At 57.1% G+C, this 13,646-nt stretch carries 10 protein-coding genes; 8 read left to right on the forward strand and 2 right to left on the reverse strand.

The features are described 5' to 3' along the window. Positions 1–111: 111 nt before the first annotated feature. Positions 112–390: a transcriptional regulator gene (locus tag RID21_RS23020; RefSeq protein ID WP_145037118.1), complete on the forward strand. Its 279-nt coding sequence runs from the start codon at positions 112–114 to the stop codon at positions 388–390. Between the two features lie 10 nt (positions 391–400). Here the strand turns inward: RID21_RS23020 and RID21_RS23025 are convergent, their stop codons facing one another. Continuing rightward, the gene (locus tag RID21_RS23025; protein ID WP_350192983.1) at positions 401–1,369 is read right to left on the reverse strand and encodes a bile acid:sodium symporter family protein; all 969 of its coding nucleotides are present in this window, start codon (positions 1,367–1,369) and stop codon (positions 401–403) included. Between the two features lie 130 nt (positions 1,370–1,499). On the opposite strand from RID21_RS23025, the gene RID21_RS23030 reads away from it, so the two are divergent. The 7 genes from RID21_RS23030 (at position 1,500) to RID21_RS23060 (ending at position 10,889) form a co-directional block, all read left to right on the forward strand. Beyond that, positions 1,500–2,981: a UbiD family decarboxylase gene (locus tag RID21_RS23030; RefSeq protein WP_350192986.1), complete on the forward strand. Its 1,482-nt coding sequence runs from the start codon at positions 1,500–1,502 to the stop codon at positions 2,979–2,981. A gap of 25 nt (positions 2,982–3,006) precedes the next feature. Further along, a complete protein-coding gene (gene ubiE / locus RID21_RS23035; RefSeq protein WP_350192988.1) occupies positions 3,007–3,723 on the forward strand; it encodes a bifunctional demethylmenaquinone methyltransferase/2-methoxy-6-polyprenyl-1,4-benzoquinol methylase UbiE in 717 nt (238 codons plus the stop codon). A 30-nt stretch (positions 3,724–3,753) separates the two neighbouring features. Next, the gene (locus RID21_RS23040; RefSeq protein WP_350192990.1) at positions 3,754–4,440 is read left to right on the forward strand and encodes a UbiX family flavin prenyltransferase; all 687 of its coding nucleotides are present in this window, start codon (positions 3,754–3,756) and stop codon (positions 4,438–4,440) included. A 135-nt stretch (positions 4,441–4,575) separates the two neighbouring features. Next, complete coding sequence (gene mutL, locus RID21_RS23045) at positions 4,576–6,534, forward strand: DNA mismatch repair endonuclease MutL (protein ID WP_350192992.1); 1,959 nt, start codon at positions 4,576–4,578, stop codon at positions 6,532–6,534. A 1,151-nt stretch (positions 6,535–7,685) separates the two neighbouring features. After that, positions 7,686–9,029: a DUF1501 domain-containing protein gene (locus RID21_RS23050; protein ID WP_350192994.1), complete on the forward strand. Its 1,344-nt coding sequence runs from the start codon at positions 7,686–7,688 to the stop codon at positions 9,027–9,029. Positions 9,030–9,498: 469 nt separating this feature from the next. Continuing rightward, a complete protein-coding gene (locus RID21_RS23055; protein ID WP_350192996.1) occupies positions 9,499–10,137 on the forward strand; it encodes a hypothetical protein in 639 nt (212 codons plus the stop codon). A 419-nt stretch (positions 10,138–10,556) separates the two neighbouring features. Next, the gene (locus tag RID21_RS23060; protein ID WP_350192998.1) at positions 10,557–10,889 is read left to right on the forward strand and encodes a hypothetical protein; all 333 of its coding nucleotides are present in this window, start codon (positions 10,557–10,559) and stop codon (positions 10,887–10,889) included. A 202-nt stretch (positions 10,890–11,091) separates the two neighbouring features. Here RID21_RS23060 and RID21_RS23065 read toward each other — a convergent pair whose 3' ends face one another. Continuing rightward, a complete protein-coding gene (locus RID21_RS23065) occupies positions 11,092–13,512 on the reverse strand; it encodes an ATP-binding protein (RefSeq protein ID WP_350193000.1) in 2,421 nt (806 codons plus the stop codon). Between the last annotated feature and the right edge of the window lie 134 nt (positions 13,513–13,646).

Here is a 13,646-nt window from a genome sequence, read left to right on the forward strand (position 1 = left end):
TAATTAAAAATTCATATTCGGCATGAAATCTGTTCTATTGGTACTGTGAGTTTTCCATCTGAAATATGGATTGAGCAGCAATCAAAGGTCTCAACTGAGAAATAGAAACTGATGAATATGCGACTGACAGACGATTCCGATAGTGCCAGCCTCCCTCGCGAAGTCATTGACCTGGGCAAGAAAATTGCCGAACTGCCTCGGGAGCATCAGGTACACCTCGAAGTTTCCTACTCCCGAGTGGTTGAATCCGTGAAACGCCGCCGCCGTATTCTGGGACTGATTCAGGAAGCGCTCGCACAACTCCGCCTCGATGTGAAATACCTCATGTTCGACCTCGATATTACAAAAAAAGAACGTGATGAACTCAAAGCACGGCTGGAAGAAACCTAAGCGACACCATTTACTCGTTTGACCCTTCTACCTGTTTTGCCTGGGACGCCGTTCTTCGCGACCAGATCTGTGCCAGAATCGTTCCCGTCAACATACAGCCAAACATATAGAGTGCGGGTGGCAGCGCAATCAACTCCTGGTCAGGAAACAGCTGCCCCGCCAGCACCGCACCCAGTCCTGCGTTCTGCATGCCGACCTCCAGTGTCAGTGCCCGTCGCTTCGCTTCGTCCAGCTCGAAAGCCACTCCCGACAGATACCCTCCGACGTACCCCAGCAGATTGATCACCAGCAGTACCAGCGCCAGCGAGAAAAACACCTGCTGCAGTCGCGCCGCGTTCAGGCTGATAATCGTGGCGATGATCCACAGGATCGAGAAGTTTGCAAACGTCGCCCCGTAACGCTGCATCACCCGCTGAAACGAATCGACCAGCAGCGACAACAGATGTCCCGTAATCACGGGTAACACCACCTGGGTCAGCAGATTGACAAAACTGTTCTTCGCCAGTTGAACAGCATCGATTTCCGTTCCTGAAACCGCCAGGTACAGAAACAGGGGCACCACGAGTGGCGAAAGCAGCGTTGCCGATGTCGTCAGGCAGACCGAATAACTCACGTTACCCCGCGCCGTCAGCGTGAGTACATTCGAAGCCATCGCGCCCGGCACACATCCCACCAGGATAATTCCGATCCGCAATTCAGGCTGGTCCAGGAAGAACAGACTCATCAGGTAACCCAGGCCCGGCATCAACGTGTATTGCACAAATGTGCCACTCAATACAGTGTGCCAGCGTCGGAAGACCTCACGAACTTCCTCGCGGGGCAGCAGCGCTCCGATCACGAACATCGTCGCGGTAAACAGATATCCCAGGTATGACTGTGAATCGTGAAAGGGGTGAAAATCTCCCGGGACGACGTCATCCCAGATGACGGCCACACCTGAGAGCAGGATCAGCCAGAGCAGCAGAAATCGTTGCAGCATGGTTCACTTTTCCGGAAAGATGGTTGTTTCAGGATCGGAATAATCTATAAGGTTCACAGTCACCATCATTTGTTGACAGTCCGCAATCGGTTATGATTCCTGACTGTAAACAAAGCCTCCCTGAATTACTATGAACAGCACCAGAATGATGAACGCGGACCAGCTGGCTGATTTTGTCGCCGACTTTGAAGAACATGGACAACTCGTCCGCGTCTCTGCTCCCGTCGAGTCGGAACTCGAAATCGCCGCCATCACCGAGCAGGTTCTCAAAACCGCCTCGACTGATCCGCCCCCCGCACTGCTGTTCGACCAGGTCCGCGGCCACAAGGTTCCCGTGCTCACCAATCTGTATGGCAGCCTTCCCCGTATGCTCCAGATTCTGCGCAGCGACAGCCTCGACGCCGTCGCCGACCGCATCGCCGGGCTCGTCGCACCGGATCTCCCCGAAGGCTGGTTCGACTCTTTGAAAATCATTCCCCAGTTCTCGCAGCTGCTCAACATCAAACCCCGCACCGTCAAAACCGCCTCCTGTCAGCAGGTCGTCAAACTGGGCCGCGATGTCAATCTGAGCGAGTTTCCCCTGCTCAGGAACTGGCCCGAAGAAGCGTTTCCCACAATCACCGCCGGCCAGATCGTCACACAGGATCCCGAACTCAAGAACCGCTTCGTCGACGCACGTCCGATTCAGGTCATCTCCGATCAGCAGCTCGCCATCCGCTGGAGCCAGCACGACGCCGGCTATCAGTTGCTGCAGCAATTCCAGGCCCGACAACAGCAGATGCCCGTCGCCATCGTCCTGGGTGCCGATCCGACCTGTCTCTACGCCGCTCATGCGCCACTCCCTTCGATTACCGATCCATACGCCTTCAGCGGTTTCCTCCGCAACCAGGCACTGGAACTCGTTCGCTGTCGCTCTGTCGATCTCGATGTCCCCGCCCAGGCGGAAATCGTAATGGAGGGCTTCATCGATACAACGGCAGATCCAATTACCGTGGGCCCCGTTGCTAATCCCACTGGTTTTTACAGTTCACCCACTGAAATCTTCCCTTTACAGTTGTCCGCGGTCACACATCGCTCCAATCCGATCTGGCCCGCTCTGATTCCCGCTGCTCCGCCTTCCGAGTCAGGTCTGTTCGCCCAGGTGACCGCGCGGCTCTTTCTGCCGCTGCTCAAACTGCTGGTCCCTGAAATCGTCGACGTCCATTTCCCCGCCGCAGGCATGGGACGCTACCTGTTATTTGTGAGCATCCGAAAATCTTACCCGCATCAGGCACGTCGCGTGGTAAATGCATTGTGGAGTCTGGAACGGTTACTATCATTAAAGATGATCGTGGTGGTCGACAGCGACACCGACGTCCAGGACGAACAACTCGTCTGGTCGCGCGTCTGCACCAACGTGAATCCGGGGCGGGACCTGATTTTTTCCGAAGGCCCCGGCGACGACGACGATCACAGCATGCCGGTGCAGGGGATCGGGCATAAGCTCGGTCTGGATGCCACCCGCAAATCCGCAGCGGAAGGGCACCCGCGTCCCTGGCCCGCCTCCCTGAGCATGCCTGCAGAACTACAAGAGCAGGTTCAGAGCCGCCTGGAAGAACTCGGCCTGGCCTGATTACAGAAGAATTGATTGAAACGTTATGAATGTAGATAAAACCGGTTCCCGCGTACAACAGATGTTTGGTGAGATCGCGCCCCGTTATGATTTTATGAATCATTTCCTCTCGGGCGGCGTCGATTATTACTGGCGCTGGCGGACCGTACGGAAAGTCGCCCCTGCCGGCGAAGCACCCATTCTCGATGTCTGTACCGGCACCGGCGACCTGGCCCTCTCGTATCTCAAGAAGACCCGCGGCAAAAACCGCGTCGTGGGGGCCGACTTCACGCATGAAATGCTCCAGCTCGCGCTCACCAAAAACGACAGCGATGCACTGACCTTCCTCGAAGCCGATACGCAGGAACTCCCCTTCAGCGATAATCAGTTCCAGATCGTCTCGGTCGCGTTTGGTCTGCGGAACGTCTCTGATACCCGTCGCGGGCTCAAAGAGATGATTCGTGTCTGCCAGCCCGGCGGACAGGTCGCGGTACTCGAATTTTCGATTCCCACCAATCCGCTGTTTCGCGCCTGCTACCAGTTTTATTTCAAACATATTCTGCCCCGCATGGGACAGCTGCTGGCCCGCAACCAGCAGTCCGCCTATAACTATCTGCCCGAATCGGTCTCGGAGTTCCCCTACGGCAAAGCACTCGCCGACATCATGGATGAGTGCGGACTGGAAGGAACCCGCTGGTATCCGCTCACGTTTGGTATCGCCACACTGTATACCGGCGTGAAACCCGCTGCCACCGCTTCTTAAGTTTATGATCCAACCGCGAGGTACTCGCTCATGTCCAACAATGTTGTAGTCGCAGTCACCGGCGCCAGTGGTGCCATCTATGCCGTCCGCCTGGTCGAAGTTCTGATGGCCGCCGGCTGCACCGTGCATCTCACCATCAGTGCCGCCGCCGCACATGTCTTGCGCCACGAACTCGGTCTGAAAATCGACCTGGAAAACTTCGATCCCAAGCAGCTGCTCCCCGATCCCGATAATCAGCCCAGCGACAGCGTGCTCAGTAAAATGAAACCCACGAGCAGCGAAAGCTTCGCGCTCAGCTCCGTACTGGGCGAGGCCGAGTTCAAACACGGAGACCTGATCTACCACCACTACCAGGATTTCTCCGCAGGCATCGCCAGTGGATCGTTCCTGACCGAAGGCATGGTGATCTGCCCCTGTTCCATGGGCACCCTCGGCACCATCGCCGCCGGTTCCGGCAGTAACCTGATTCATCGAGCTGCGGACGTGCACCTTAAGGAACGTCGCAAGCTGATCATCGTCGCCCGCGAAACACCGCTGGGGCTGATCCCGCTGGAAAACATGGTCCGTCTTACCCAGGCAGGCGCCACCATCCTGCCCGCTGCACCCGGCTTTTATCATAACCCGGTCACCATTCACGACCTGGTTGATTTCATCTCGGGCCGCATCTGCGATCATCTCGAAATCAGGCATGAGATTCACCAGCGCTGGGGAAAATAACGCCCCGCTTCCCGGGTGAAACTGGTTTAACTCTGTTCATCATCGCTGAACTCCTTCATTGCGATTCCGCCTCGTTCCGGTTAAAAACAGAACTGGAACTGGCACAATTTCTTGTCAATCGGACTGATCAAACTCATGGAACGGACCGCCCCCGTGCAATCGCTCTCCCGCATTCACCAACTCGATACCAGCGTGATTAATAAAATCGCCGCCGGAGAAGTCATCGAGCGGCCGGCCAGTGCGGTGAAAGAACTGCTCGATAACAGCATCGATGCCCTCGCGACCCGTATCGAAGTTGACATCATGAATGGCGGCGCCGATCTGATTCGCGTCGTCGATAACGGGGAAGGCATCCACCCCGACGACCTGCTGCTCGCCGTCTCCAGTCACGCCACCAGTAAAATTTCCAACGCCGACGATCTCTTCAGCGTGCAGACCATGGGGTTCCGCGGCGAGGCCCTCGCGTCCATTTCTGAAGTCAGCCGCTTCCGTATCCGCACCCGCACCGCCGACCAGACACAGGGACTCGAATTCGAAGTCAACACAGGCACTCCCGGAAAACCACAGCCCTGTGGCTGTCCGCTGGGCACCTCGATCGAAGTCCGACAGCTGTTCGCCAACACGCCGGTCCGCCGCAAGTTCCTCAAAACGACCAAGACTGAATTCGGCCACATCAGCGAACAGTTCACCCGAGCCGCCCTCGCGCATCCCCGGCTCTACATGGTTCTCAGACACAACAACAAAGTCATCTTCGATCTCCCGCCGTCCGATAATCTCATCGATCGGCTCCGCCTGTTCTACGGCAAGAAACTGTCCGACCACCTGATCTGGGTCGAATCGCAATTGGAAGACGTCCGCATCTGGGGCTATGTCTCGCATCCCAGCGAAAACAAATCGACTCGCAAAGGACAGTACCTCTTCCTCAACGGACGCTGGATTCAGGATCGCACCCTGCAGCACGCGTTGACCGAAGCCTATCGCGGACTGCTCATGGTCGGCCGTCAGCCAATCTCGTTCCTCTACCTCGACATGCCCCCCTCCATGGTCGACGTCAACGTGCATCCCACGAAATCGGAAGTCCGCTTCCGCGACAGCCAGTCGCTGTACCGACAGCTGCTCTCCACGCTCCGCAGCCAGTTCCTCAGCATGGATCTCCAGTCGCAGATGTCGCTCTCCAAAAAAGGCGACCTCCCCGAGCCGTCGCAACCCATGGTTCCGACACCCGAACAGAAACAGACACAGCTCGAACTGACCACCTGGGCCAAGGAACAGCTTAAACAGGTCGCCGACGATCTCCCCAGTCAGAAAATCAGCGGCGAAGCCCGCATGATTTCGCCCCCCTCCGACCTGGCGGCTCCCTTTACCGCCGCCGACGCGATTCCCCTCTCGCACTTCCAGCAACAGCGCGAACAGGAACAGGCTGGAGCAGGGGAGAGTACATCCCCCACACCGGCTGAACCCGCGGCGCCCTTCATTCCCGACATCGATCGCCCCGCAGATCAGTTCGCGGAAGCCGCTACCGCCGATCTCAGACCGATCCAGGTCCTCAACTGTTACATCGTCGTCGAAGTCAAAGGCGCGCTGACCATCATCGATCAACACGCCCTGCACGAACGGATCATGTACGAGTACTTCCGCAAACGTGTACTCGCTCAGACGGTCGAAGCACAAAAGCTGCTCGTCCCGCTGACCATCGAAATGAGCGCCAAGGAGACGGCCCTCGTTCTCGACCACGCCGAGATGCTCGCCAGCTTCGGACTCGGCATCGAAGAGTTCGGCGGCAACACACTGCTGGTCACCAGCTATCCCGTCATGCTGAAAAAGGCGAACCTCGAACAGCTCGTCCGCGACATCGCCGACAACCTGGACAACGCCAAACAGCCCTCCCGCCGCGATCTGCTGGATGAACTCATCACGATGATGTCCTGTAAAGCCGCCATCAAAGCGGGACAGCGCCTGACGCAGGAAGAAATCTACAGCCTGCTCGAACAGAGGCACCTCATCGACGACGCCCACCACTGTCCCCACGGTCGGCCTTCCGCACTGGTGCTCAGCCATGCCGAGCTCGACCGTCAGTTCGGACGCATGGGTTAAACGGCACACTGTAAGTTCGTCATTGGTGCACAGTGTCGGTTCCCGTTCTCGCTGCACAAAATGAACTTGATCCACCCCTCTCGATCCGTATGTTATTCCCCTTCTGGCTCGCGCGCGAGGCGGGTTCGCGTGCACCGGAACAGCCGAAACTGGTGTCGCATTCACACCTGAATCAACGTCGCTGTTCACTCTCGGATCACTGGAACCTGTCGCATACATTCGCATTGTGCTCCCTCCCATGTTCAGGGCAGACCAGGACACACTCCGGCCAGACGAGGACAAAATCCGGGCCACACCAGGACAAAATCCGGCCACATCGGGACAAAATTTTGTCTTGACCTCCCGGTGCCTTTTGACAGAATCAGACCCATGATCAAAACAGGATGTAGGGGCAGTGCCTGTGTGCCTGCCCGCCTGGCGACACTCCACTTGCTTCAACGTCCAATGGACCTCCATAGAAAGCTCCCCCGTGAGCGGAATGGCGCCACCACCGGTAAAACAGGGAGCGTCAACCCTCCCTCCCCGGCAGCCAACCTCCTCTACCCCCACGCTCAAAAAATAGAAACAACCAATCCTACAAATCGGCACCAGCAAGAAAAGACGAAGACCATCCACGGCACACAGACCACTACTGAACAGGAAGTAGCACTTTGAATTAGCCATCGCCTCACCGCGGCAAGTCAAAAATTTGGGACCACCCCCCGGAGTGCTTCACAAACCAAAATCCGCGCGTAGGTGCGACCCTGTGTGGTCGCCCGCCTAACGACAGACCATTTGCTTCAAATTCCAATGGCACCAGGAAATACATCTCGGGTAACCCCGGATGCAATCCGGGGCGAGCGCCGCGAGCAGGAGGTCACAGCTCACTCAAACAATTCAGGACCGGTTTCATCCATCATCTCTCCATCACAACTGAAAGATCTTTTCGTGTCTTTCGTGCTTTTCGTGGTCGTAAGCCCATCGCACCTTTCGTGGTAGTCAAACCCCACAAACTAAACCTCCTTTAGTAATCCAGAACCACCGCCGACTACTCTTCCCGACCCGTTTTCCGACCGGTACAATATTCCCTGCTCACCCTGGCTGGTCAGAACCGAACCGGCAACCACCCGCCAGCTCACTACCGAGTCCCGCCCGTTTGGAGAACCCCCGCGATGCTCTCGATCCCCGGCTCATCACAGCGACAGTGTAACGGCTCGCGCCGGCAGTTCCTCAACATCGGCGGACTGGCACTCGGTGGACTCTCGCTTCCGCAGATTCTCGCGGCACAAGACCAGGCCGGCACTCCCGCCGGCAAGCTGGGCCACAAAGCCATCATCATGATCTTCCTCTCCGGCGGTCCCTCCCACCAGGACATGTACGATCTGAAGATGGACGCCCCCTCGGAAATTCGCGGTGAATTCCGCCCCATCGACACCAATGTCCCCGGCATCCAGATCTGCGAACACATGCCCCGCCTGGCCGCGATGATGGACAAGTTTGCCATCATTCGCTCCCTGCACGGCTGCCCCGATCAGCACGCCTCCGATCTCTGCATGAGCGGCTGGCCCATCGGCGGCGGAGAGCGGCAGTCAGGGCATCCCTCGCTCGGCGCGGTCGTATCCAAAGTCCAGGGGCCGGTCGACAAAGCGGTGCCCCCCTTCGTCGGACTCAGCATCAAGAGCCGCCACGAACCGTACGGCAATCCCGGCTTTCCCGGTTTCCTGGGGAAAGCGCATGCCCCGCTGCAACCGACCGGCGAAGGCATGGACAACATGCGACTGCAGAGCATCACCCTCGATCGCCTCCGTGACCGAAAAGCGTTACTCGCCGGCTTCGATGCCTTCCGCCATTCCGCGGATCAGGCCTACGACGGTCTCGACGCCTATTCCCAGCGGGCCTTCGATGTGCTTACCTCCAGCAAACTGGTGGAAGCCATGGACCTCGAAAAAGAAGATCCCGCGCTCCGCGACCGTTACGGACGGGGCGACGATTCACCCGCGTTCGGCGAAGACGCCGGCCCGCACTGGATGGATCAGTTCCTGATGGCCCGCCGCCTGGTCGAAGCAGGCGTCCGTTGTGTGACACTCTCCTTCGGCAGCTGGGACCGTCACCATTCGAACTTCGCCCGTCTGCCTCTGCAGCTCGCGAAACTCGATCAGGGCATTACCGCCCTCGTGGAAGACATTCACAACCGCGGCCTGCAGGATGACGTCAGCGTCATCGCCTGGGGCGAATTCGGACGCACGCCCCGCATCAACGAAAACGCCGGCCGCGACCACTGGCCGCAGGCCTCCTGTGCACTCCTCGCCGGGGGCGGCATGCGAACGGGCCAGGTCATCGGCTCCACCAACCGCCTGGGCGAAGTCCCCCTCGATCGTCCGCTGCACTACCAGAACGTCTTCGCCACCCTGTACCGCCAGCTGGGAATCGACCCCGCCACCACGACGATCCCCGACCACGCCGGCCGCCCGCAATACACGCTCGATCTCCGCGAACCCATCGCCGAACTGATCTGATTCTGCGACCACGAATTGCTAGAAAAATTTTCTAGCACGAAAAACACGAAAAACACGAAAGAAAAAGGGCTGGCATCAACATATCGAAAACAGTGAGATCGGGTAGCCCCGAATGCAATTCGGGGTGAGCGGAGCGAACAGGAGGTCGCAGCTCATGCATCCAATTTCAGCACCAGGTCTCCTATGAACAAGCCTCAAGAGACACAACGATCACCAGTAGACCATTTCGCAGAGACTTCCTGTTGTCTGCGACAATACTGGATTACATCCGGTACCCCTCCCGGATCGATTATCTAAAATGACCGGATGCATCTCTTCTCCAGCCCCCATCTGATTTCCATTCGTGTCTTTCGTGGTTCCTCCCCACAATAAATCACAGTTTTTGATAGCCCTCACGAAACGCACCTGTTTACAATAGGCCATCCGCCATTTCTCGTCCTTTGATTCCCATTTCAGGAAAGTGCCCGTGATGCTCAAATCAACCCTCTGCTTCTGTCTGGCTGTGATGGTTCTGGCTCCCGCATTCTTACAGGCGGAAAAGAACGCCACACTCAAACCGGCTCTGGTCAAAACCGGCCAGCCCACTCAGAGTGAAGCATTCGACCAGAAAAAACTCGGCAAGCAGTGGGCCGTCAACAAAGGGGAATGGACTGTCTCGGAAGGTCTGCTCGTCGGTAAAGAACTGCCCGCCGACAAACATGCGGCCGTACTGACCTGGAAACTGCCGCACCGCAACTCCATGCTCCGCTGCTCGTTTCAGCTCAAGGATGCAAAGTTCTTTCACCTGAGTCTGAATCATCCCAAAGGGCATCTGTTCCGCGTGATGATCGACAAGAATGGTATGATTCTCCGCACCGACAAAGACAAGAAAGACCCGCAATCAAAACCAATCACGCTGGCAAAAGCCCAGGGCAAACTCGATCCCAACCAGTGGTACACGCTGCAACTCGAAATGCAGGGCGATCAGGTCGTCGCCCAACTGGACAACGGCTTGAAAGTCGCCGGCCAGCATCCCTCTCTCGACAGCCAGAAGACCGGCTACCGCTTCGTCCTCAAAGGCGACACACTCCTGCTCGACGACATGGCCGTCTGGAACCTCGACGATTAACCGTCACACATTCCTCCCAGTGAGCGGCAAGGCGCTAACCGCCGGTAATCACGGTTACCGTTGACCACCAGTACCGGCGACGGGACCCTTTCCGCTCACATCATCGGGGGCTCTCTCAAAGGCACCAGCGAAGTTTTCAGAGTTCGCCATTAGCCGCAGGGCGTTCGCCCCGGTTGAAACGACTTTGATATGGAACGTTCGAATTTAGAAACACGACGGGTGGGCCCGAATGTAATTCGGGCCGAGCGCAGCGAGCAGGAAATTGTCAGATCAGGCGTTCAATCCAGCCACAGAATTCAAATCCAGAATTGTAGGGGAGGACCTGTGTGTCCTCCCGCCTGGCGACATACAATCGAATATAAACTCACGAAGGAAACAGGGACGCCAGCCACCATTATCAGCACATCCACAATCAGCCCATGATCTCAACCGTACACAATCACGTAACAGCCAGCCTGACACTCGCCTGCCTGATTTACCTCAGTCTGGCGAGTTGCAGCGATCCGAGTGCACCGTTCGCCCAGATACAGGATGCAAAAACCGAAGCCAAAATCTTTCAGGAATTTGCGGCAGACAAAGCCACTTACGAAATCACATTCTTCGATTCCACTGGCGACAAGCTGAACTATTCTAATGCGAACCCGGAAATCCTCGACTCGGTTACCCGCATCAGCATCAATACTTCTGACGGCACCGAATTTGAGCATCAGGTACATGATCCGCAGAACCTGAAATTACTGCTGGTTGAATGAATCAACTCTCTCTCTCTGAAGTGACTCCACAATCAGAGAATTCGCGGGTGAGCCCGAATGTAATTCGGGCCGAGCGCAGCGAGCAGGAAATTGTCAGATCAGGCGTACAATCCAGCCACAGAATTCAAATCCAGAATTGTAGCGGCGGACCTGTCTGTCCTCCCGCCGGGTGCCACATCCATTCACAAATAACAGATCAGCCCTACTCAGCCTCTCGCTGATCTCCGTGCGAATACTTCCACACAATCTCCACCAGCTGAGCATGATCGATCGGCTTGGAAAGGTAATCGTTACACCCGGCCTGCAGACACTGTTCCCGGTCCCCTTTCATCGCGTCCGCGGTCAACGCGATGATCGGCGTCTCGACCCCCTGGGCACGTAACACCGCGGTGGCCTCCCGCCCACCCAGGCGCGGCATCTGCATGTCCATCAGGATGACATCATACGCCGTGTTGCTCTCCCGGGCCGCCAGAATGGCATCGACGCCTGCCTGGCCGTCTTCGGCCAGCTGAACCGTCGCCCCCGCTTTTTCCAGGAAGTGCTGACAGATGTGGCGGATCTCGCGGCGGTCGTCGACCACCAGCACCCGGCAGTTGAGCACGGGCAGCACGTCTGACTCTGCACCGGCCTCTTCTGCTGACAGCGTTGTCAGATCCGGTTCAATCAGAGGCACTCCCTCCAGTGAATCCAGCGGCAACCGCACATGGAAGACCGAACCCTCGCCGACCTCGCTGGTCACCCAGATCGAGCCGTCAAGCATCCCTACCAGTCGTTTGCTGATCGCGAGACCGAGCCCACTGCCGCCATAAGCGCGGGTCACGGAAGTGTCCCCCTGCGAGAACGGCTTGAACAGTTTTTGCTGCTGCTCTTCAGGGATGCCGATACCCGTATCCTGCACCGCAAATTCAATCTCGGGAGGCTCGGAATCAGAAATGAGCCGCACGCCCAGTCGGACTTCTCCCTCGTCGGTGAATTTGATGGCATTTCCCAGCAGGTTGATCAGCACCTGCCTGAGACGAATCGAATCTGTCTGGATCGTCTCGGGCACCTTGCCTACGAACTTGATGGTCAGATCCAGCTCTTTCTCTTGTGCCCGCACATGCATCAGCGACTGGATCTCGCCGATCAACACCGGCAGAGATACCGGTTCGAGTTCGACCTCCAGTTTCCCGGCTTCGATTCGCGACAGGTCGAGAATATCGTTAATCAGTTCGAGCAGGTATTCGCCGTTCCGCTTCATAACGATCACACACTGCCGGTCGTCAGGCTCCTGTAGACGTTCCAGCAGCATGTCGGCGTAGCCCGCGATCGCAGCCATCGGCGTCCGGATTTCATGGCTCATGTTAGCCAGGAATTCACTTTTCGCCACATTCGCCTGCAGGGCCGCCTGCTCACTTTTGCGTAACGTCTCTTCCAGTTGTTTACGTTCCGTGATGTCCTGGATGATACAGCTGACAGCCCAGACCGCTTCCGTGTCATCCACGAGGGGATGAAAATTCATCAGCCAGCAGTGACGCTCGTCATCGCCGGGAGTCTGGGCATAGATTTCGTAGTTCTCAACCGGTTTACCACTTTCAAACACGGTCTCATACAGGGGCTGAATCTGATCGGCAAGGCCCGGCATCAGTTCTTCCACCTGCCGGCCCAGTTGCTGATGACGGGAGATTCCGTTCATCTGTGCGTGCCGCTCGTTGATGCGCAGACAGCGATACTGCTGATCGATTAAACTCATTCCAACCGGGGCGGTTTCGTAGATCAGTTCCAGCTCCTTCAGTCGCTGGCTGGCCCGCGCCTCGGCGGCACTCAGGCTCTCTTCCGCCCGTCGCTGTTCATGAATGTCACTCACCGTGCCCACCCATTCCCGGACCTGACCAGACTGATCGATCACGGGAACCGCTTCGGTAATCACCGGGCGATAGCTCTGGCTCTCTGCATGCCAGATGTGCCCCTGGATCTGGCGGCTGGACCGGTCTTTCGTTGATGAACTCCAGAGGCCCGTGATTTCAGAACGGTCTTCCGGCAGCACGGCATTCAGCCAGCCGTTGTCTTTGTGCTCAGTCCAGGGTTGCCCCGTGAATCGCTCCCAGGACTTCTGGGGCACGATAAAATTCCCCTGCGCATCCGTCGTCCAGATAATACTGCTGGTGCCGCTCAAAAAAGCTTCATACCGGGCCTGCAGCCAGCGGAGATCGCGTTCCACCTGCTTGCGTTGTTCTATCTCACTGAGCAGTTGCTTGTTGGTCGCCATCATGGAAGGCAGATGCAGCATCCGCGGCGCATAGCGGATTAAAATGATCACGGCGATCCAGGAAACGATGGCGGTCGCCAGCTTGAGCAGTCCCGAAATCCGATAAATCGGATACCAGAAGATAATCGCTTCCGCCAGATGCACGGTGCCGCACAACAGAATGAATGCTGCGAACAGGCCGAACAGCTTTGTGAATGGGAAATCTTTTCGCTTGGCGGCAAAGTACAGCAGCACAATCGGAATCGCGGTATAAGCCGACCAGGTGCCGATGTCCGACAGGATGTGCAACCAGCCTTCACCGTCGCTCCAGTTCCCGCAATCCCAGCGGGGGGGATAATCTGATGTGTCAAAAAGTTTGGTGAAAAACTCACCCATCTCTGCAGCCTTTTCTGTTGAACCAGATTGTATTCTGGCGTTGTTTCCAGGCTGACTCCTGTGAGCGTAAGAGATCGGTGGACCACTACAGGATGTCGTCTAGGTTGTATCAATACGGGCAGGTTGCTCCTGTG

The sequence above is a fragment of the Gimesia sp. genome, from assembly GCF_040219335.1.
In the GTDB taxonomy this organism is placed as follows: Bacteria; Planctomycetota; Planctomycetia; order Planctomycetales; family Planctomycetaceae; genus Gimesia.